The following is a 19,783-nucleotide window of genomic DNA, read 5'->3' on the forward strand; positions in this document are numbered from 1 at the left end:
TTAGAGCAGTCCGGCCTGTGTCATCAGCTCCACGGCTTTTTTGCTGTCGAGTTTTGAAGCATCGACAGTCGGCGCATCGAGTTGCTGCAGGGGCACCAATTTAGGGTTGGATTCAGCGTTCTTGCCCACGGCGTACTCAAACGACTTGCCGTTCTTCAGGACAGCCTGGCCATCCTTGCCGGTAATGTATTTGAGAAACGCCTGGGCTTGTTCTTTGTGTTGGCTGGAAGCGAGGACGCCGCCGCCGGAGATGCTAACAAAAGCGCCCGGATCTTTGTGCTTGAAATAGTGCAGGGCGGTGTTTTTGCTGTTTTCGCCGGTCTTGGACTGATCCACCAGGCTGTAATAGTGGTAGATCACGCCGCTGTCGATCTGCCCGGCATTCACTGCTTTGAGTACCGAGCTGTTGCCACGGTAGTTGGCGTAGTTGGTTTTCATGGCCTTGAGCCACTCAAGTGTGGCGGCCTCACCCTTTTGTTCCAGGATGGCAGCGACGATGGCCTGGAAGTCAGCACCGCCTGGCGATGCAGCCCAGCGTCCTTTCCAGCTCGGATCGGCCAGGTCCATGATCGATTTCGGCAGATTGGCTTCCGAAAGTTTGCCTGGGTTGTACACAAACACCGTGGAGCGCGCGGCAATCCCGACCCATTTGCCGTGGGCCGGGCGGTAGGCGGAGTCAACCTGTTCCAGCGTGGCTTTATCGACAGGCGCAAACAGCCCGGCGTTGTCGACCAGCACCATGGCCGGGGAGTTTTCGGTCAGGAATACATCCGCCGGAGAAGCCGCGCCTTCCTGCACGATCTGATTGCCCATCTCGGTGTCATCGCCGTTGCGCAGGGTGACGGGAATACCGGTTTCTTGAGTGAAGCCCTCGACCCAGGCCTTGGTCAGGCCTTCGTGTTGCGCGTTGTACACCACGATGCCGACGGAGTCGGCTGCATAGACCTGGCCAGCGCTCAGCAAAGCGGTGGCCAGCAGGGCCTTTTTCAAGAACGAGGGGATGTTGGGAATCATTCTGCGGGCTGCTCCTGGTGCATTTTTTGAAAGTCATACGCATTGAAACGCTTGTAAATCAATGCGAATCATTTGCATGTTTTGAATTGCAGGGAATGTAGAGATCCAAATGAGAAAATAACGTAAAAAAAACCGTAAATACATGTAATTTTCATTCAGATTAGCAGGGCTGTGCCCGCTGTGGTTCGACTCGCCGATCAAACGAGGCGAAAACGAAAAAAACCGAGAGGCCGCTTTGGCCACCCGGTTTTTTTGCGTCTTGCCTGTCAGGGCTGGATTTGCGGGAAGATCAGGACCTGCAGGTTGCCGCGCTGATAGCGCTTGCCGTCGATGGGCAAGGCTTCGACTTCCTGGACTTCATCGACGCTGTTGACTCTCATTACCACCCCGACCGAGCCCTTTTTACGCGCCTCGGTCATCCAGTGTCCGACCTCCTGCAGGGTCACTTTGCGCGAGGCGGCGGCGGGATCCGAGAGGCCGTATTTCATTTCACCAACGACGTTGTAGAGCGCTACTTCCGGTCGCCTGGTCAGCCACGACAAGGCCGATGCCGCACCCAGGTCGTTGCTCAGCAGCGAGGTGGTCTGGTTCAAGCTGTCCAGGTGTTCGGCGATAAACCGGTCGGGCATCTTGCTGTCGACGATCTGGCCCGGCATGGCGGCGGGCAGCAGCGCCACCAGCAGCCAGATGCCGAGGGCCGGCATCGCCCATAACGTCAATGGCCGCAGGATTTGCAGGGCGTTGGCGATGATCCAGCCCAGCAGCACGATGAACGCCAGGGACAGGCTGAACATCTCGGTGTTCTCGAAAATCTCCTTGCTCAATTGCAGGTACAGCAAAGCAATCAAGGCCGTCGTGGCAATGACGACGTTGAGCCAACCGTTGAAGCGAATCGTCCGTTCCCGTGCCTGTTCCAGCAGACCGGTCAGCGCATGGCCCATCAGCAGCGCCAGCGGCAACAGGCACGGCATGATGTAGGTCGGCAGCTTGCCGCTGCTTATGCTGAAAATCGCCAATGGCAACAACAACCAGAGCAGGAGAAAACCGCTGACGGGCTGGCGCTTGTTGTTCCAGGCCTGGATGAACGTTGTCGGCAACAACACAGCCCAGGGCAGGGCGGAAACGACCAGCATCGGCAGGTAGAACCACCACGGGCGTGCGTGTTGCGCGTTGTCGGCGGCGAAGCGGCGTACGTGCTCGTTCCAGAAGAAGAAATTCCAGAAGTCCGGTTCCTTATGATGAATGGCCAATGCCCAGGGCAAGCAGACTGCCGCGGCGACCCCAACAGCCAGTGGCCCGTAACGCAACAGTTCGCCCATGCGACGCTGCCAGAGCATGTAGGGCAGGGCGATCACCGCCGGCAGCAGCCAGGCCAGAAAGCCCTTGGTCATGAAGCCCATGCCGCAGGCGATGCCCAGCACCGCCCAGAATCCCAGGCGGGCGCGAGTGCTGCGACTGTCGATGGCAAACCACAGGGAAACCAGGCTCAGGTTGACCCAGAGGGTGAACTGCGGATCGAGGTTGGCGTACCCGGCCTGACCGGCAATCAGCCCGAAGCTCATGTAGAGCAGCGCGCAGGCGAAGCTTTTGCGCGGATCGCCCCAGAACTGGCGGGCAATCATATAGGTCAGCCACACGCTCAACCCGGTACTCAGCGCTGAGGCGATGCGCACCCCGAACAGATTGTCACCAAACACCGCCTGGCCGATGGCAATCATCCAGTACCCGGCAATCGGCTTCTCGAAATAACGCAGGCCCATGAAATGCGGCGAGACCCAGTTCCCGCCCTGCAGCATTTCCTGGCTGATCTGGGCATAACGGGTTTCGTCGGGAATCCACAGGCCGTGACTCATCAGTGGCAGCAAGTAGAACGCGATGAACGCCAGTAACAACGCGAATGGCATCCAGCGCTCGCTGGTCGGCGTGGATGGGGCGTGCAGGCGGGAAGAATGGCCAGCAAGATCTGGCAGTGGCTGATTTGACGTCATGTCTCGACCTTGGCGCTCAGATGGCAGGTTGAAGAGTGATGTGCAACTAGTGAGAGAGAAAACCGGAATGATATTGAACAGCGAGAAGTTCAATCAAACTTCTCGCTGTTCTGTTCAGGTTCCATTCAGTCCGGTTTGAAACAACTTAGTGCCAAAGTTATCGATCCGTAATGATTTCAGTTCTTTTCTTGTAACAGAGTGTTCCAGTCTTCGGCATTCACAATGCCGAGCACTTTCAGTTGCCCATCACCATCGATGTGGACAAACAGCGCGCTGGCGTACTCGGCGTCCTTCGCCGAATGCTTGAAGCCGGTCTGCTTTTCAAAATCAGCGATGCAGCCGCTGTGGGTCATCAGCACCAGGTTGCGGTGCGCCACCTTGTGCGCCACGACATCGTTACGCAGGGTCGTGCCGCAGGTCGCCAGCCACTCCTGGGTCCGTGGGTCGCTGTTGAACATGTAATGCGCGGTCTGCACGGTGCGCGTCACCGGGCTGGTGAGGATGTCGGTCTGCGTCAAACCCAGGCGTGCCAGGCCTTGCCCGACACCGGCGGCCGCCTCACTGCCGACACGGGTAATGCCGTCGGCCGGGCCCAGGCAGGGATTGCTGGAACGGTCGCACCGCTCGGCATGACGAACCAGCACCGCAATCTCGCCGGCACTCCATTGTTGCAGCAATTGGGCCCGGGCTTGCGCGCCCTCATGGGCCAGGTTGGCCGGTGATTTCGGCCACAGGACAAAACCGGTGGCAAGCACGGCGAGGGTCAGTGCGACAATGGCCACGACCGGTTTAGACAGGCGCGAAGACGGTTTATGCGAGACGGAGTTGACCAAGTTTGTCCACCCATTGGAGCGCCAGGGAAGTGCTGTTAAACAAAACCTGGAACAGCGCGAAAAATGACCGCCGAGACCAAGCTCAGCGAATTAACTGCAGCCCACGTTAAATCTGCGCAGGTGTCGGAGCGGTGAAAGGAATGTGAAAAAATTGCAAGGTGGACGGGTAATTTGTCGGTTACCGGGAATTGTTATCTTTTGCTCTTGCGGGGAATGCCAACGGGAAACGGAAGGGGCATAGGGGATGGGATTAACGACGAACTTGCCGCCGTTAATCCGCAGAGAGGAAACCCGTTCAGGGCGAAGGGCAACTTGCCTGTGGTCTGGCGGCAGCCTGGCTGATCAGCGCGGCCAGGCGTTTGACGTTGTTTTGCTGGGCAAGCACCAGGTCATCGATGCTCGCACCCGATGGCGTTTGCAAGGTGCTGCGGCAAATCACCCGTGCCGTGTCGCCTTCGTCGGCACTGCGCAGACGCCATTTCACATCCATCAACGCGTATTGACCGGGGACCGAGTCAAAACGCTGCACATCGACCCGCACCGAATATTTGCCTTGTGCAGGACTGTTGCTCAATTGATCGGCCAGCGCACTGCGCAATTCGTCCACGAGAGTCGCGCCCCACCATTGGGTTTCCAGGATCGCCAGGCCACTGTTGCCCTCGCGAATGACGATCTGCGCACGATCGACCTGGGGCGGCACGCTGATCGTCTCGATCTGAATCGCCCCGACGCTGGCCCTCGAGTGATCGCCCACCTGGGCCGGGGTCAGGGTGTGGAAGTGAATCGGGTCACTGCGGCAAGCGGCGAGCAGCAACAACGCGGTGGCCAGTGTGAACTTCAGCGGAAAAGCCATGGGTGATGCTCCTGTGTTCAATTGCGCGGTGGCCCTTGCAGATCCATGGGGGCGGCATTGTTCGGACGGCCGCGAAGCAGCGATTCCGGATGCCGTCCCAGGTAATCCGAAAGATCACGCAAGGATCTCGACGTGCGTCCCAGTTCATCCAGCGTCTGCCCCAGTTTTTCCCGTTGCGGCGAGTCCTCGGCCAAGGTCGAACTGGCGGATTGCAAGGTCGAATTGGCCGTTTCCAGCGTCTTGCTGACGTCCGCCAAGGTGGTCTGCACGCCAGGCAAGATCTTGCCGTTGAATTGCATCATGCCTTTGCGCAGTTCGACGAGATTGCCATCGAGATTGCCGGCGATTCGCTCGATCGGCAGTTTATTGATCTTGTCGACCATGGATTCGAGTTTTTCCTGCAATTGCTCGAGGCTGCCGGGCAGGGTCGGAATCATGACCGGGCGTGCATTTGCATCGAAGGCGACTTTGTCGGCCTTGGGGTAGAAGTCCAGGGAGATGTACAACTGACCGGTCAGGAAATTGCCGGTGCGAGCCTGGGCACGCAGGCCGTTTTCGATAAAGGTGCCGATCAGACGTACACTCCCTGCTTCGTCATTGGGATCATGATTGAGCGCCTTGAGCATTTTGAGGTGGGCCTGGCCCAGGCGTTGCGGGTAAATCACGATGCCGACGTTGACCGGAAAGGAACGTTTTTTCTCGTCGAAATCCAGATTGACCGCCACCACCTTGCCGATTTCCACACCGAGGAATTCCACCGGAGCATCGACCTTGAGCCCGCGCATTGCCTGGTCGAAACGCATGGCCAGATACTGCGGCTTGCCGTTTGGCGGGGCGAGGGCGGTTTGCTGGTCTTCGAACAGTTCGTAGGCGTACTCGGCAGCGGCAGGTTTATCGTCAGGGCTGTAGTCGGGCGCGCGGAAGGCAATACCGCCCACCAGCAAGGAAGACAACGATTCGGTCTTGACCGCAAAACCGTTGGCGCCGACGCTCACGTCAATGCCGCTGGCGTTCCAGAAACGGGTGTTTTCGGTGACGTACTTGTCATTGGGTGCATGGATGAACAGCTCGATGTTCACGCCTTTGCCATCCGGGTCCAGCGCGTAGGCCACCACCTGACCCACCGGGATCTTGCGGTAGTAGACCGGAGAGCCGATATCCAGCGACCCCAGATCCTGTGTGAACAGGGTGAAACGCTTGCCCGGCTCGCCGTAGGTGATGGGCGGCGGACTCTCCAGCCCCATGAAGTTTTTTGCCCGGCCGTTGGCCTGGCCGATATCGGCACCGATGTAATCGCCCGACAGCAGCGTATCGATGCCGGACACACCGCCAGCGCCAATGCGCGGCCGCACGACCCAGAACTGCGAGTCTTCACGGGTAAAGCTTTCAGCCTGCTTTTCCAGTTTGACGGTGGCGTTGACGTTCTTCTGGTCAGCGCTCAGTTCCACATCGGAGACATGACCAATCACGACATTGCGGTATTTGACCTCGGTTTTATTCGCGGTCAGGCCGTCCCCGGTCTTGAACGTGACAACGATGGTCGGGCCTTGCTGCAGAATGCTGTGAACCACCAGCGAAATACCCACCAGCACCGCGACGATCGGTACGATCCAGACCAGCGAAACGCTGAAACGGCGGGTCTTGATCGGCGCCGGCCCGGGGGCTTGTGGCCCGTCAGTGGCTTGTGACTTCATCCGTGACCTCCTCATCGTGTGGGTTTTCCCGTTCTTTATCCCAGATCATGCGTGGATCGAAACTCATGGCCGACAGCATGGTGAACACCACCACCAGACCAAAAAACAGAATGCCCGGGCGCGGTTCGATGTCAGCCAGGGCCTGGAATTTCACCAGCGAGGCCACCAGGGCGACCACGATCACATCGAGCATCGACCAGTAACCGATGACCTCGACGAAGCGGTACAGCGTCGACCGCTCTTTACGTGCCCACTCGCTGTCGCGTTGCACGGTGACCAGCAGCAGCGTGATGGCGACGAACTTGATGCCAGGCACCGCGATACTGGCAATGAAAATGATCAGGGCGATGTCCCAGGCACCGGCTTCCCAGAACTCCAGCACGCCGCTCATGATCGTGCTGTCGGCGCCATGGCCGACCATTTTGGTGTTCATCACTGGCAACAGGTTGGCCGGGATGTAAAACACCAGGGACGCGATCATGTAGGCCCAGGTGCGGGTCAGTGAGTTGGTTTTGCGCCGGTGCAGCGGTGCACCGCAACGCTCGCATTCGTGGGGCTCGAAGGTCATGTCGCAGGCGAGCCCGCAGGTGTGACACAGGCACAGGTTGAGCTCGTCGGCGTAAGGAGGCGTGCTCATACAATGTCCCATAGTTCGCGGATGTCGCGCCCGGCGATGCGGATCATCATCAGGCTCAGCGCAGCCAGGGCAAACAACCCGATACCGGGCAGCACATCGAGCAGACCGGCGAGCTTGATCACCGCGACCATGGCGCCCAGCAGGCAGACTTCGAGCATGCTCCAGGGCCTCAGGGTTTCCAGCCAGCGCATGCAGAAATTGAATCCGGGCGAGCGTTGCCGGGCGAGGGCGAAGCCCAGCACCCAGATCAGCAGCAACAACTGGAAAATCGGCGCGATGATCATGGCGATTGCCGCCACCATGGCGATGAACGTGATAGGCCCCAGACTCAGGGCCAGCACCGAGTCCCAGAGCGTTGCGCTGTTCTTCACGCCCTTGAGGTTGATGCTCATCACCGGATAGAAGTTGGCGAATATCCAGAGCATCAACGCGGTGAAGGTCAACGCAAGACGCTGTTCCACCGTGAGACCGTTATAGCGCTGGAGCACGCCGCCACAGCGCGTACACAGGGTTTTTTGATGTTTGGCGAGCGTGACTTTCTGGTAAACGCTGTCGCAGTGCTCGCAGATGATCAGTTGATCAGTAGATGCCATGGGGCAAGCTCGACAGAAGGCAGGAAGTTCAGAGCACCCCCTCAATATAGAAGTGACTTGCGATTGAGCAAATCGAAAGTCGAAACCTTAACACTATCCGCCGCCCGGGGATGACTCGACCCAAGGTATTTCATGGGGGAAACGAGTGACGAACGACTTTGAATTTTTCTGCCTGCAATGCGCGTTTTGAAAATAACCGAACTAGGCTGATTCGGGTGCCTTGAGTAGCAACAGGCTTTTCATTTTTTTGGCAGTTGAGCGCTTGGAACTAATCAGAGGGCATGGTTTGGGGGTAACTCACCAGGGTCCGGTCACGGATTACTTGAAAACAGGTAGCCGGCCACAAGGATCCGTCCCGATAAAGGAAGGTCGCCATGAAAAGACTCTCGCATCGCTCAAGGTTCTACATTGCAGGTTCATTACTGATAGCGCTTAACGGTATGGCCCAGGCTGCACAAACAGAAAAGCCCAATATCCTGTTCATCGTGTCTGACGACACCGGTTACGGTGATCTGGGGCCCTATGGAGGCGGTGTCGGCCGCGGCATGCCGACACCCAGCATCGATGAACTGGCCGCTGAAGGCACAACCTTTTACTCGTTCTACGCGCAACCGAGCTGCACGCCAGGGCGAGCCGCCATGCAGACCGGGCGCATCCCCAATCGAAGCGGCATGACCACCGTGGCCTTCCAGGGCCAGGGCGGCGGTTTGCCAGCCGCTGAGTGGACGCTGGCCTCGGTGCTCAAGACCGGTGGTTACGAGACCTACTTCACCGGCAAGTGGCACCTGGGTGAAGCCGACTACGCGCTACCCAATGCCCAGGGCTATGACGTGATGAAATACGTCGGCCTCTATCACCTCAATGCCTACACCTACGCCGACCCGACATGGTTCCCCGACATGGACCCGGAAACCCGGGCGATGTTTACCAAAGTGACCAAAGGTGCACTCTCGGGCAAGGCCGGAGAAAAGGCCGTTGAAGAGTTCAAGATCAACGGCCAGTATGTTGATACTCCAGTTATCGATGGCAAACCCGGTGTAGTCGGAATTCCCTACTTTGACGGTTATGTTGAAAAGGCCGCGCTGGAATTCCTCGACACCGCCGCCAAATCCGACAAGCCGTTTTTCATCAACGTCAACTTCATGAAAGTGCACCAGCCGAACCTGCCGGCACCGGAGTTCGTCCACAAGTCGATTTCCAAGTCCAAGTACGCCGACTCGGTGGTCGAACTGGATACGCGCATCGGCCATATCATGGACAAGCTCAAAGCGCTGGGCCTGGATAAGAACACGCTGGTGGTTTACACCACCGACAACGGCGCCTGGCAGGACGTTTACCCGGATGCCGGTTACACGCCTTTCCGTGGCACCAAGGGTACCGTGCGCGAGGGCGGCAACCGGGTCCCTGCAATCATGACCTGGCCTGGAAAAATCAAGCCCAATGCCAAGAACCACGACATTCTCGGCGGGCTCGACTTGATGGCGACCTTCGCCTCGGTGGCCGGCATCAAATTGCCGGAGAAGGATCGCGAAGGCCAGCCAATCTATTTCGACAGCTACGACATGACCCCCGTGATAACCGGCACTGGCCCCGACCCACGTAAAGAGTGGTTCTACTTCACCGAAAACGAGTTGTCGCCGGGGGCCGCCCGTGTAGGCAACTACAAGGCCGTGTTCAACCTGCGTGGCGACAATGGTGCGCTGACCGGCGGCCTGGCCGTGGACTCCAATCTGGGCTGGAAAGGTGAGTCGAAGTACGTGGCGGTCGTACCACAAGTCTTTGACTTGCTGCAAGATCCCCAGGAGCGCTACGACATCTTCATGAGTAACATCACCGAGCGCACCTGGACCATGGTGCCGATCAGTCAGGCGATCAACAAGCTGATGCAGACCTACATCAAATACCCTCCCCGCAAGCTGCAAAGCATGGGCTACGACGGGCCGATCGAATTGTCCAAGTACCAGAAATTCCAGTCGATACGGGAAGAATTGCAGAAGGAGGGCGTCACTATCCCGATGCCAAACTAGCCCTGCTGCGGCGGTCTTGTTCAAGACTGTTGCATTCCTGTCAGCCAGTGGTGAGGGGAGCCCCCTCACCACAGCGGGTCAGATGTTTACCCGGTCAACCCAGCACTTCCCGCATCCGATACCAGAACATGCCAAGGGCCAGCAACGGTGAACGCAGGGCGCGTCCTCCGGGGAAGGTCATGTGCGGCACTGCGCTGAACACGTCGAAGCCTTTGCTGTGTCCGGCATGGATCGCTTCGCCCAACAACTTCGCGCACCAGTGAGTCACGTTCAGGCCGTGGCCGGAGTAGCCTTGGGCATAGAACACGTTCGGGTGCTGGCTCAAGCGCCCGACCTGGGGGAAGCGGTTGGCCGAGATGCCGATCTTGCCGCCCCACTGGAAGTCGATGCGCACATTGACCAGTTGCGGGAACACCTTGAGCATTTGCGGGCGCATGTAGGCGCTGATGTCCGAAGGATCACGCCCGGAATAATGGCACGCGCCGCCGAACAGCAAACGCCGGTCAGCCGAGAGCCGGTAGTAATCCAGTCCGACCTTCTGGTCGCACAGCGCGAGGTTGTGCGGGATCAGTTTTGCAGCGACCTCTTCCGACAACGGCTCGGTGGCGATGATGTAGCTGCCCGCCGGGAGCACCTTGCCGCTGAGCTTCGGTTCAAGCTCTTCCAGGTGCGCGTTGCAGGCCAGCACCAACGTGCCGGCGCGCACCGTGCCACCGGCGCAACGGACCTGCACCGTGCTGCCGTGGATCAACTCCAGCACCGGACTCTGCTCGAAGATCTGCACGCCAAGGGACTCGGCGACCTTCGCTTCACCGAGCGCCAGGTTCAGCGGATGCAAATGCCCCGAGCCCATGTCCACCAGGCCACCGGCATACACACCGGAGTTCACCACCTGCTCACGGATCTGCTCTGGCGCGACCAGTCGGGTTTCAAAGGCATAACCGGACTCGATCAGTTCTGCCTGCTCGGTCTTGAACGCGTTGAACTGGGCCGGCGTGTTGGCCAGTTCACAGAAGCCCCAGCGCAGGTCGCAATCGATGCCGTGTTCGCGGATGCGATTGGCCACGACTTGCACCGATTCGGTCCCGGCATGTTCCAGGTATTGCACGCCATCGGCGCCGATGTGCCTGGCAAAACCGCTGACGTCATGACCGATGCCGCGAATCAACTGGCCGCCGTTGCGCCCGCTGGCGCCCCAGCCTATCCGCCGGGCCTCCAGCAGGACCACCGAGAGCCCGCGCCGGGCCAGTTCGATGGCGGTGTTGATGCCGGTGAATCCCGCGCCGACCACGCAGACATCGGCCTCAAGGTCCGAGGTCAGTGCGGGACGCTGCCGCATGCCGCTGGCGGACGCAGCGTACCAGGAGAGGGTGTGTTCCTTGGTGTACTGATTCATTTGTTGGACTTCACTTTGCTCCACGAGCGGGTCATCAGGCGCATGATCGACTGCGGCGGCGTGGTGGAGATGTAGAGTTTGTCGAGGACTTCCTGGGACGGATAAACCTCGGGATTGTTGACCAGCTCCGGGTCCATGTACTGCTTGGCGGCCGGGTTCGGGTTGGCATAGCCGACCGACGCGCTGACCTTGGCAATCACTTGCGGGTCCAGCAGGTAGTTGATGAAGGCGTAGGCTTCTTTCGGATTGCTGGCGTCGGCGGGGGTGGCCAGCAAGTCGAACCACAGGTTGGCGCCTTCCTTGGGAATGGCGTAGGCGATGTTCACGCCGTTCTTGGCTTCCCTGGCGCGGTTGGCGGCCTGGAACACGTCACCCGAGTAACCGAACGCCACGCAGATGTCGCCGTTGGCCAGGTCCGATACGTACTTGGAGGAGTGGAAGTAGGTGATGTAGGGACGGATCTGCAGCAGCTTGGCTTCGGCCTTTTTGAAGTCCTCGGGGTTTTCGCTGCGCGGGTCCATGCCCATGTAGTTGAGCATCGCGGGAAACACTTCGTCCGCCGAGTCCATCATCGACACGCCACAGGCGCTCAGCTTCTTGATGTTTTCCGGCTCGAACAGCACGGCCCAGGAATCGATGTGATCGATGCCCAGCACCTGCTTGACCTTGTCGACGTTATAACCGATGCCGTTGGTGCCCCACAGGTACGGCACCGAGTGCGCGTTACCCGGATCGTTTTTCTCCAGCAGCGCCAGCAGTTTCGGGTCGAGGTTCTTGAAGTTCGGCAGCTGCTCGCGATCGAGCTTGAGGAACGCGCCGGCCTTCACCTGGCGGGCGAGAAAGTGGTTGGACGGCACCACCACGTCATACCCGGTACGACCGGCAAGCAGCTTGCCTTCCAGGGTTTCGTTGGAATCGAATACGTCGTAGATCACCTTGATCCCGGTCTTGGCCTGGAAGTCGGCGAGGGTGGTTTCGCCGATGTAGTCGGTCCAGTTGTAGACGCTGACCTGGGGTTGGGCCTGGGCAACGGCGCTGAACAGGACCGCCAGCGCGACCGGGACCACGGATTTCAAAAGACGCATATCGATACCTCTTGGAATTATTGGATGCTTCAGGTGGTTTTTTAGTGTTCTGGCGGCCGCCATCGCGAGCAGGCTCGCTCCCACATTTGAAATGCATTCCCCTGTAGGAGCGAGCCTGCTCGCGATGAGGTCGTCACGGACAACGAAGATCTCAGACGCTGAGCATCAGGAACTCACGCTCCCACGAACTGATCACCCGTTTGAAGTTCTCGTGCTCGGCGCGTTTGACCGCGACATAGCCCCGTACGAACTTGCTGCCCAGGTAGCGGCTGATGGTGTCGCATTCTTCCATCTGGGTCAGGGCGTCCTCGATGGTGATCGGCAGGCGCAGGTTGCGACGCTCATAGGCGCGGCCCTGTACCGCGGCGCTCGGTTCGATGCGCTCGACCATGCCCAGGTAACCGCACAGCAAGCTGGCGGCGATGGCCAGGTACGGGTTGGCGTCAGCGCCCGGCAGACGGTTCTCGACGCGCATGGCATCCGGGCTTGAGGTCGGCACGCGCAGGCCGACGGTGCGGTTTTCTTCGCCCCATTCGACGTTCACCGGTGCCGAGGTGTCCGGCAGGAAGCGGCGGAACGAGTTGACGTTCGGCGCGAACATCGGCAGCACTTTCGGGATGTACTTCTGCAAGCCACCGATGTGATGCAGGAACAGCTCGCTCATGTTGCCATCGGCATCGGCAAAGATCGGCTGGCCGGTGGCAATGTCCACCACACTCTGGTGAAGGTGCATGGCGCTGCCAGGTTCATCGCCGACCGGCTTGGCCATGAAGGTTGCCGCCACGTTGTGCTTGAGCGCGGCTTCACGCATGGTGCGTTTGAATACGGTGATCTGGTCGGCCAGGTCCAGTGCGTTGCCATGACGGAAGTTGATTTCCATCTGCGCCGGGCCGTCTTCATGGATCAGCGTGTCGAGGTCCAGGCCCTGCAATTCACACCAGTCATAGACGTCTTCGAACAGCGGATCGAATTCGTTGGCCGCGTCGATGGAGAACGACTGGCGACCGCTTTCGGCGCGGCCCGAACGGCCCATCGGCGCCTTGAGCGGCAAGTCCGGGTCTTCGCAGCGCTGGGTCAGGTAGAACTCCATTTCCGGCGCGACAATCGGCCGCCAGCCCTTGTCGGTGTACAACTGCAGGACTTTCTTCAGCACGTTGCGCGGCGACAGTTCGATCGGGTTGCCGAACTTGTCGAAGGTGTCGTGGATCACGATGGCGGTCGGCTCGATGGCCCATGGCACCACGTAAACGGCGTCGGCGTCCGGCTTGCAGACCATGTCGATATCGGCCGGGTCGAGCAGGTCGTAGTAGATGTCGTCGTCGACAAAGTCCCCGGTTACCGTTTGCAACAGCACACTTTCCGGCAGGCGCATGCCTCGCTCATGCAGGAACTTGTTGGTGGGTGCGATTTTGCCGCGTGCAATGCCGGTCAGATCGCTGACGACGCACTCGACTTCGGTAATCTTGTGATCTTTCAGCCAAGTGAACAGCTGATCGAAAGGGACATTCATAAAGACCTCGTTATTGGTTTTATTAACGCCAGGGGAGGCCGGTTTCATCCGCCGGACACTTCCCCTGTAGCGCGTTGACGTCTATCTTGGGCGAGCCTTGCGGTTCCATCTATCCACTTTAAGCAGCACAAAGCGCACCAAAAGAGTGCGTAAGGTCGCCCCATGACAGGTTGCAATTCCCTCCAGGTCCAAGCGTTCAACACCGCCGATGTCGCCGAGCAAATCCGCGCCACACCGGGCTGGGTCCAGCATTACCAACAGATGTCGCCGGGGCATTTCGCGGGTAGGGTGCGCTATCTGGATCTGCAGGGCGTGGAGATTTACGAAGAGTCGATGAACACCCGGGTCGAGCAGAATTTCAGCGCACCCCAGGGTTCGTTGTCGTTCTGTTTCGATCGCGGCGACAACGCGCTGTACGTGTTGAATGGTGAAAGCCGCAACATCTGGATCACCCCGGAGAACTACCAGGAAATCGCCGTGGTGTTCGGGCCGGAGTTCGTAAAGCGCCACAGCCTGGACATCGCTCGGCTCGAAGGGTTGTTCCTGGCGCCGCTCAACTCCCGGCAGAATGCGTTGTTCTGCCGTTGGCTCAGCGGGACGTTGACGCGGTTGTCGCAGACCTTCGATCCACCGAGCCGCGAAGCGCTGACCCAGCAACTGCTGGAAGATTGTCTATTCATTCTCGATAACGCCTGCGTCGGTCTCGACCAGGGCGCCTTGCAGCGTCGGGCCGGGGAGCGGGCGATCATGAAGCGGGTCGGGGAATGGGCGGCGGACACCCCGGAAGAACACCTCAACCTGCTGGAGTTGTCCCAGGTTGCCGGGGTTTCACTGCGCCAGTTGCAGCATGCGTTCAAGACTTACACCGGCATGGCGCCGACCCAATGGCTGCGCCTGCGCCGACTCAACAGCGCCCGCCGCGAATTGCTCAGCCGCACGCCGACGCAAGCCACCGTGGCCGAGGTGGCCATGCACTGGTCGTTCTGGCATCTGGGGCGGTTTTCCAGCAGCTACCGCGCGTTGTTCAACGAGCTGCCGAGTGACACCCTCAAGCGTGCGAGTACCACTCAGGCAAGCGGTCGCAGCCGACGTTAGAACGTCGGTGGTGTAATCACCCAGATCACCACCGCATCGACATCGCCGGGATTGCCGTAGCGGTGCGGTTCCTGGCTGGAAAAGCTGAAGCTGTCGCCTTCGTTGAGCTGGAAATGGCGTTCGCCGACCCACAACTCGAAACTCCCCGAGAGCAAGTAACCGGCTTCTTCACCGTCGTGGCTGTAGCTTTGCTGGCTGTAGGTGCCGGGCGGGAAACGCGAGTGGAGCATTTCCAGTTGGCGGTTGGCTTGCGGGGTCAGCAACTGATCGACGATGCCGTCTTCGTAATGCACGTTCAGGCGGCTGTTCTTGCGCACCACCACACCATCGTCTTCGGGCGCGGTGACCGCTTCACTGGCGAAGAACCACTGGATAGTGACGCCCAGACTGCGGGCAATGTTGAACAGCGCCGGGATCGACGGGTAGGCAAGGTTGCGCTCCAGCTGGCTGATGTAGCCGGCGGTGAGTTCGCTCTGTTGCGCCAGTTCCGCCAGGGTCATGCCCCGGCGCTTGCGCAGGCCGCGAATGCGCGTGCCGAGGAAATGCGGCTCGGCGCTGCCGGTTGCGGGCTGTGATTTGCTGTTGTTGCTCATGGAAAATTCCGAACCGGGAGGAGGATCGCATCCCCTGTAGGAGTGAGCCTGCTCGCGATGCGGTGGGTCAGCCAACATTGATGTTGAATGTACTGACGCTATCGCGAGCAGGCTCACTCCTACAGGGGCGGTGTGAGCCGTTAAAGCCCCGGAGTATAAACAGCCTTAAAGCTCCCACGCGACTTTCAGTCCTTCATAGATCGCTTCTTCGGCGGTGCGCGGCGCCAGGCAGTCGCCGATGCGGCGGAACTCCACCAGCCCTTGCAGTTCAGCACCCAGGGTATCGACCGGTTGATGGCCCTGGCACAGCACCAGGGTGTCGATGTTCTCCATCAGCATCGGCTCACCGCTGGCGGTGTGTTGCAGGTACACCGTGTTGTCGTCGCAGCCATACAACCGCGCGTACGGCGTGATCGGTACCCCGAGTTTATGCAGCTCCCCGGCCAGTTGATCGCGCACGTACAGCGGCAAGTTTTCCCCGCAATGGGTGCCGTTGACCGCCAGTTGCACCTGGTGCCCGGCGCGAACCAGACGTTCGGCGATGCCGGGGCCGATCCAGTCGCAACGCCAGTCGACCACCACCACTGAACGGCCGATCTGGACTTCATCGCGCAACACCTGCCAGGCGTCCACCACCTGCAATTCACCGCCACGCTCGAAGGGCGGCCAGTAGGGCTCGGCACCGGTAGCGACGATCACCATGTCCGGTTTTTCCTGCTCCACCAGTGCCCGGTCGACTCGGGTATTGCGCACCACGCGCACACCGGCCAGTTGCATTTCCCGTTGCAGGTTGGTGCTCGCACCGCCGAATTCGCTGCGTCGTGGCAACAGTTGCGCGAGCAACACCTGACCACCCAATTGCGAACTGGCTTCGTACAGCGTCACCTCATGGCCACGCTGGGCCGCGACGGTGGCGGCTTTCATCCCGGCCGGACCGCCGCCGGCAATCATGATGCGTTTGCGCTGTGGCGCTTGTCGGCGTTCGCCGAAGATCAGTTCGCGCCCGGTTTCCGGGTGCTGGATGCAGGAAATCGGCAAGCCCTTGTGGAAGTGGCCGATGCACGCCTGGTTGCAGGCAATGCACGCCCGCACGTCTTCGACGCGGCCGGTGTCGGTCTTGTTGGGCATTTGTGGATCACAAATCAGCGCCCGGGTCATGCCGCACACATCGGCCTGGCCGCGAGCCAGAATCAGCTCGGCTTCCTGGGGCTGGTTGATGCGCCCGGTGACGAACAGCGGAATGTTCAAATTCGCCTTGAACGTCCCGGCTTCTCTGGTCAGGTACGCCGCTTCGATCGCCATGGGTGGCACGATGTGCACCGCGCCGCCAAGGGATGCCGAAGTGCCGGCGACGATATGCACGTAATCAAGCTGCGTTTGCAGTGACTGCACGGCGGCCAGGGATTCGTCTTCGGTCAGTCCTTCCGGGTCGCGCTCGTCGGCGGAAATGCGCAGGCCGACGATGAACTGCTCGTCGGTCGCCGCACGCACCGCGGCGATCACTTCACGGAGAAAACGCAATCGCTGTTCCAGCTCACCGTTGTAACCATCGGTACGCCGGTTGACCCGCGGATTGATGAACTGCGCCGGCAGGTAACCGTGGCTGGCCACGACTTCGACGCCATCGATGCCTGCCTGATGCAGGCGCCGGGCGGCAGCGGCGTAACCGGCGACGATCTCATCGATCATGGCCTGGTCCAGCGCGCGGGGCATCACCCGGAAGCGTTCGTTGGGCACCGACGAGGCGGAGTAGGCCACCGCCAGCAGGCCATCGCTGGACTCCATGATCTCCCGGCCCGGATGGAACACCTGGGACAACACCAGGGTGCCGTGGGCATGGCAGGTTTGCGCCAGTTTGCGGTAGCCCTCGATGCACGCATCGTCGGTGGCCATCAGCACGTGGGAGGTGTAGCGCGCACTGTCATGCACCCCGGCCACCTGCAGCACGATCAGCCCGGCACCGCCTTCGGCACGCGCCCGGTGATAGGCGATCAATTGCTCGTTGACCAGGTTGTCGGTGGGCATCGAGGTGTCATGCCCGCTGGACATGATGCGGTTCTTCAGGCGCTTGCCACGGATCTCCAGGGGTTCGAACAGGTGCGCGAAGGCGGGTGTCGAGGTCGGCATGGGGCGGGTACTCCTGGCAGGCTGACCTTTGTAGGAGCGAGCCTGCTCGCGATGGACTTGAGGGCGATGCGTTCATCCAGACAACACGCGTCATCGTTAACGTCCATCGCGAGCAGGCTCGCTCCTACAGAGGAATCAGGTTTTCGGTTGTTATTATTGGCCTATAGAAATTTACCTTAAGTAAAAAATCAACTTGTTTTTTTACTGTGCCTTGCAGTAGTTTCGTCTCGAGCCCGCTCCCGGGCCGAACCTCACAACAATAAAAAAGGGCTGCGCGGGCCTTGGGTCCTGTGGCACCTGCAAGAGGAACCACTGATGAAATCGCACACGCTCAAGCACGGTTTTTATCCCTTGGTGTTGTCCGTGGCCATGGGCCTGGGCAGCGCTCAGGCAGCATCGGACATGGTGGTGGTCGGATACGGCGGAGCCGGACAAAAAGCCCAGGACGTGGCGTTCTTTCAACCCTTTGCCGCCGTGGATCAAAGCAAGGTGATCCAGAGTGAATACAACGGCGAGATGGCGAAAATCAAAGTGATGGTCGACACCGGCAACGTCGACTGGGACGTGGTGCAGATCGAAGGCCCGGACCTGATGCGCGGCTGCGAGGAAGGCATGTATGAGCGCCTGGACTGGACCCGTCTGGGCCACGCCGACCAGTTGATCCCCGAAGCGGCACAGGAATGCGGTTCCGCCGCGCTGGTGTGGAGCGTGGCGATTGCCTACGACACCGAAAAACTGGCCCAGGCTCCGACCTCGTGGGCCGACTTCTGGGACGTGAAGAAAACCCCCGGCAAGCGTGGGCTGCGTAAACGTGCGGTGTACAACCTGGAATTCGCCTTGCTGGCCGACGGGGTGAAAACCGAAGACGTCTACAAGGTGCTCGGCACCCCGCAGGGCGTGGACCGGGCATTCGCCAAACTCACTGAACTCAAGCCTTACATCCAGTGGTGGGAGGCGGGGGCGCAACCGCCGCAATGGCTGACCGCCGGCGATGTGGTGATGACCTCGACCTACAGTGGACGCATCGCCGACGCCGCGCAAAAAGGCAGCCACCTCGGCCTGGTCTGGCCCGGCAGCCTGTACGGCATGGATTACTGGGCGATCCTCAAAGGCTCCAGACATGTGGATCAGGCCAAGCGCTTTATTGCCTTCGCCAATCAGCCGGACGCCCAGGTCAACTACGTGCAGCAGATCCCCTACGGCCCGACCAACACCCAGGCCGCCGCACGGCTGGACGACAAACTGGCGCAATGGGTGCCCACCGCGCCGCAGAACCTCAAGGGTGCGCTGTCGATGGACGTCGGTTTCTGGGTCGATCATGGCGAAGAACTCGAAGAGCGCTTCAACGCCTGGGCCAGCAAATAAACGCGGACGGCTGGACGTGTCCAAGCGTCCAGCCTTACTGTCTGCCCCAGCCGATCAGCCTGGAGAACCACAAGAATGAACAACATCGCCACCCACCGGGCACCCGAACGCAGCGCCACCGAGCAGCGCCTGCGTGAGGAACTGGCGGCCTGTTACCGTTTGATTGCGCACTTTCGCATGACCGATCTGATCTTCACCCACATCTCGGTGCGCATTCCGGGGCCGGAGCATCACTTTCTGATCAACCCTTACGGGCTGATGTTCGACGAGATCACCGCGTCCAATCTGGTAAAAATAGACCTCGATGGTCACGCCGTGGAGCCGTCGCCGTACCCGGTCAACCCGGCCGGTTTCGTGATCCACAGCGCCGTCCATGGCGCCCGCAAAGATGCGCAATGCGTGCTGCACACCCACACCAGATCCGGGTGCGCGGTGGCGGCGTTGAAGTGCGGGTTGTTGCCGGTCAATCAGATTTCCATGGAGTTCTATGGCCGCGTTGCCTACCACGACTACGAGGGCGTGGCGCTGGACCTGAGCGAGCAGCAACGGCTGGTGGCGGACCTGGGCGACAAGCCGGTACTGATGCTGCGCAACCATGGTTTGCTGACCCTCGGCGAGACGGTGAGCCAGGCATTCCTGCGCATGTATTACCTGGAAAAGGCTTGTGAAATTCAGTTGGCCGCGCAAGCCGCCGGGGAAGTGGTACTGCCTTCACACGAAATCTGCGCGCATACCGAGCGGCAGTTCAATGATCCGGGGCGTCCGTTGGAGGAGGGTGAACTGAGCGATCCCGATGCCATGCAACTGGCCTGGGCGGCGTTGTTGCGAATGCTGAATCGAGTTGCGCCGGGTTACCGCGACTGATCCAGATCCTATGTTGTATGGACTGACCTCATCGCGAGCAAGCTCGCTCCCACAGTGGTTTGGGTTGTTCGCAGATCTTGCGTACACCCACAAACCCTGTGGGAGTGGG

General features: G+C 60.0%; 16 protein-coding genes. 4 read left to right on the plus strand and 12 right to left on the minus strand.

Features of this window, described 5'->3' with window-relative positions:
• The 7 genes from AC1DRN_RS24635 to AC1DRN_RS24665 form a co-directional block, all read right to left on the minus strand.
• Complete coding sequence (locus AC1DRN_RS24635) at window positions 1-1,014, minus strand: iron ABC transporter substrate-binding protein (protein ID WP_223460764.1); 1,014 nt, start codon at window positions 1,012-1,014, stop codon at window positions 1-3.
• 266 nt (window positions 1,015-1,280) lie between these two features.
• Complete coding sequence (arnT, locus tag AC1DRN_RS24640; protein ID WP_223460762.1) at window positions 1,281-3,002, minus strand: lipid IV(A) 4-amino-4-deoxy-L-arabinosyltransferase; 1,722 nt, start codon at window positions 3,000-3,002, stop codon at window positions 1,281-1,283.
• Between the two features lie 176 nt (window positions 3,003-3,178).
• Entirely contained in the window at window positions 3,179-3,835 is a 657-nt protein-coding gene (gene pmrG, locus AC1DRN_RS24645; RefSeq protein WP_223460760.1) for a lipopolysaccharide core heptose(II)-phosphate phosphatase PmrG, read from the minus strand.
• 295 nt (window positions 3,836-4,130) lie between these two features.
• Window positions 4,131-4,688: a PqiC family protein gene (locus tag AC1DRN_RS24650; protein ID WP_223460758.1), complete on the minus strand. Its 558-nt coding sequence runs from the start codon at window positions 4,686-4,688 to the stop codon at window positions 4,131-4,133.
• Between the two features lie 17 nt (window positions 4,689-4,705).
• Window positions 4,706-6,382, minus strand: a complete 1,677-nt coding sequence (locus AC1DRN_RS24655; protein WP_223460756.1) for a PqiB family protein — start codon at window positions 6,380-6,382, stop codon at window positions 4,706-4,708.
• Window positions 6,363-7,019 carry a paraquat-inducible protein A gene (locus AC1DRN_RS24660; RefSeq protein WP_223460754.1) on the minus strand — a complete coding sequence of 219 codons (657 nt, stop codon included), beginning with the start codon at window positions 7,017-7,019 and terminating at the stop codon, window positions 6,363-6,365. The genes AC1DRN_RS24655 and AC1DRN_RS24660 overlap by 20 nt, the downstream gene beginning before the upstream one ends.
• Entirely contained in the window at window positions 7,016-7,612 is a 597-nt protein-coding gene (locus AC1DRN_RS24665) for a paraquat-inducible protein A (RefSeq protein ID WP_223460752.1), read from the minus strand. Before AC1DRN_RS24665 ends, AC1DRN_RS24660 begins: the two co-directional genes overlap by 4 nt.
• 374 nt (window positions 7,613-7,986) lie before the next feature.
• Here AC1DRN_RS24665 and AC1DRN_RS24670 point away from each other — a divergent pair, with 374 nt between their 5' ends.
• Window positions 7,987-9,639 carry an arylsulfatase gene (locus AC1DRN_RS24670; RefSeq protein ID WP_223460750.1) on the plus strand — a complete coding sequence of 551 codons (1,653 nt, stop codon included), beginning with the start codon at window positions 7,987-7,989 and terminating at the stop codon, window positions 9,637-9,639.
• Between the two features lie 94 nt (window positions 9,640-9,733).
• On the opposite strand, the gene AC1DRN_RS24675 is transcribed toward AC1DRN_RS24670, so the two are convergent.
• From AC1DRN_RS24675 to AC1DRN_RS24685, 3 genes are all read right to left on the minus strand, one after another.
• Complete coding sequence (locus AC1DRN_RS24675) at window positions 9,734-11,035, minus strand: NAD(P)/FAD-dependent oxidoreductase (RefSeq protein WP_223460748.1); 1,302 nt, start codon at window positions 11,033-11,035, stop codon at window positions 9,734-9,736.
• Window positions 11,032-12,120: a polyamine ABC transporter substrate-binding protein gene (locus AC1DRN_RS24680; protein ID WP_223460746.1), complete on the minus strand. Its 1,089-nt coding sequence runs from the start codon at window positions 12,118-12,120 to the stop codon at window positions 11,032-11,034. Before AC1DRN_RS24680 ends, AC1DRN_RS24675 begins: the two co-directional genes overlap by 4 nt.
• A gap of 151 nt (window positions 12,121-12,271) precedes the next feature.
• The gene (locus AC1DRN_RS24685) at window positions 12,272-13,630 is read right to left on the minus strand and encodes a glutamine synthetase family protein (protein ID WP_090455086.1); all 1,359 of its coding nucleotides are present in this window, start codon (window positions 13,628-13,630) and stop codon (window positions 12,272-12,274) included.
• Window positions 13,631-13,792: 162 nt separating this feature from the next.
• Here AC1DRN_RS24685 and AC1DRN_RS24690 point away from each other — a divergent pair, with 162 nt between their 5' ends.
• A complete protein-coding gene (locus tag AC1DRN_RS24690) occupies window positions 13,793-14,725 on the plus strand; it encodes a helix-turn-helix domain-containing protein (RefSeq protein WP_223460744.1) in 933 nt (310 codons plus the stop codon).
• Here AC1DRN_RS24690 and AC1DRN_RS24695 read toward each other — a convergent pair.
• Together AC1DRN_RS24695 and AC1DRN_RS24700 are read right to left on the minus strand one after the other, a co-directional pair.
• Complete coding sequence (locus AC1DRN_RS24695) at window positions 14,722-15,318, minus strand: cupin domain-containing protein (protein ID WP_223460742.1); 597 nt, start codon at window positions 15,316-15,318, stop codon at window positions 14,722-14,724. The two genes, AC1DRN_RS24690 and AC1DRN_RS24695, sit on opposite strands and share 4 nt — an antisense overlap.
• Window positions 15,319-15,483: 165 nt before the next feature.
• Window positions 15,484-17,445 carry an oxidoreductase gene (locus AC1DRN_RS24700; RefSeq protein ID WP_223460740.1) on the minus strand — a complete coding sequence of 654 codons (1,962 nt, stop codon included), beginning with the start codon at window positions 17,443-17,445 and terminating at the stop codon, window positions 15,484-15,486.
• A gap of 315 nt (window positions 17,446-17,760) precedes the next feature.
• On the opposite strand from AC1DRN_RS24700, the gene AC1DRN_RS24705 reads away from it, so the two are divergent.
• The gene (locus AC1DRN_RS24705; RefSeq protein WP_223460738.1) at window positions 17,761-18,810 is read left to right on the plus strand and encodes an ABC transporter substrate-binding protein; all 1,050 of its coding nucleotides are present in this window, start codon (window positions 17,761-17,763) and stop codon (window positions 18,808-18,810) included.
• Window positions 18,811-18,885: 75 nt separating this feature from the next.
• Window positions 18,886-19,674, plus strand: a complete 789-nt coding sequence (locus tag AC1DRN_RS24710; protein ID WP_223460736.1) for a class II aldolase/adducin family protein — start codon at window positions 18,886-18,888, stop codon at window positions 19,672-19,674.
• Window positions 19,675-19,783 lie beyond the last annotated feature (109 nt).

The sequence above is a fragment of the Pseudomonas sp. P5_B3 genome (genome assembly GCF_056400405.1).